Genomic DNA, 266 nt, shown 5'->3' on the forward strand with positions numbered 1-266 from the left:
GAGTAAAAAATAGGCTTCAAACCAAATCCGCCATTCTACAAGCGTTGCCAATACCGACACCAGCGTAATCCACATCACTTCAATAACCAGCAATATGAATAACCGAAGCCAAAGCGGCTTGGCAAAAAAGGTCGACAACGCATTTTCACTGGAGAAAAACAGATCGATTTCCTGCAAAAAAAGCCTGCCCAGAAAAGCGTACCGCTTGGAGAAGCGCAGAAAAAACAGATTAATCGCCAACACTACGCCACAAAGAATGAGCAATG

1 pseudogene is annotated in these 266 nt (G+C 44.0%); it reads right to left on the reverse strand.

The features are described from left to right. A pseudogene (ycdU, locus tag AC0L27_RS41385) lies at positions 1-266 on the reverse strand (protein YcdU); the annotation flags it as partial.

The organism is Bradyrhizobium sp. Ken51 (assembly GCF_055807435.1).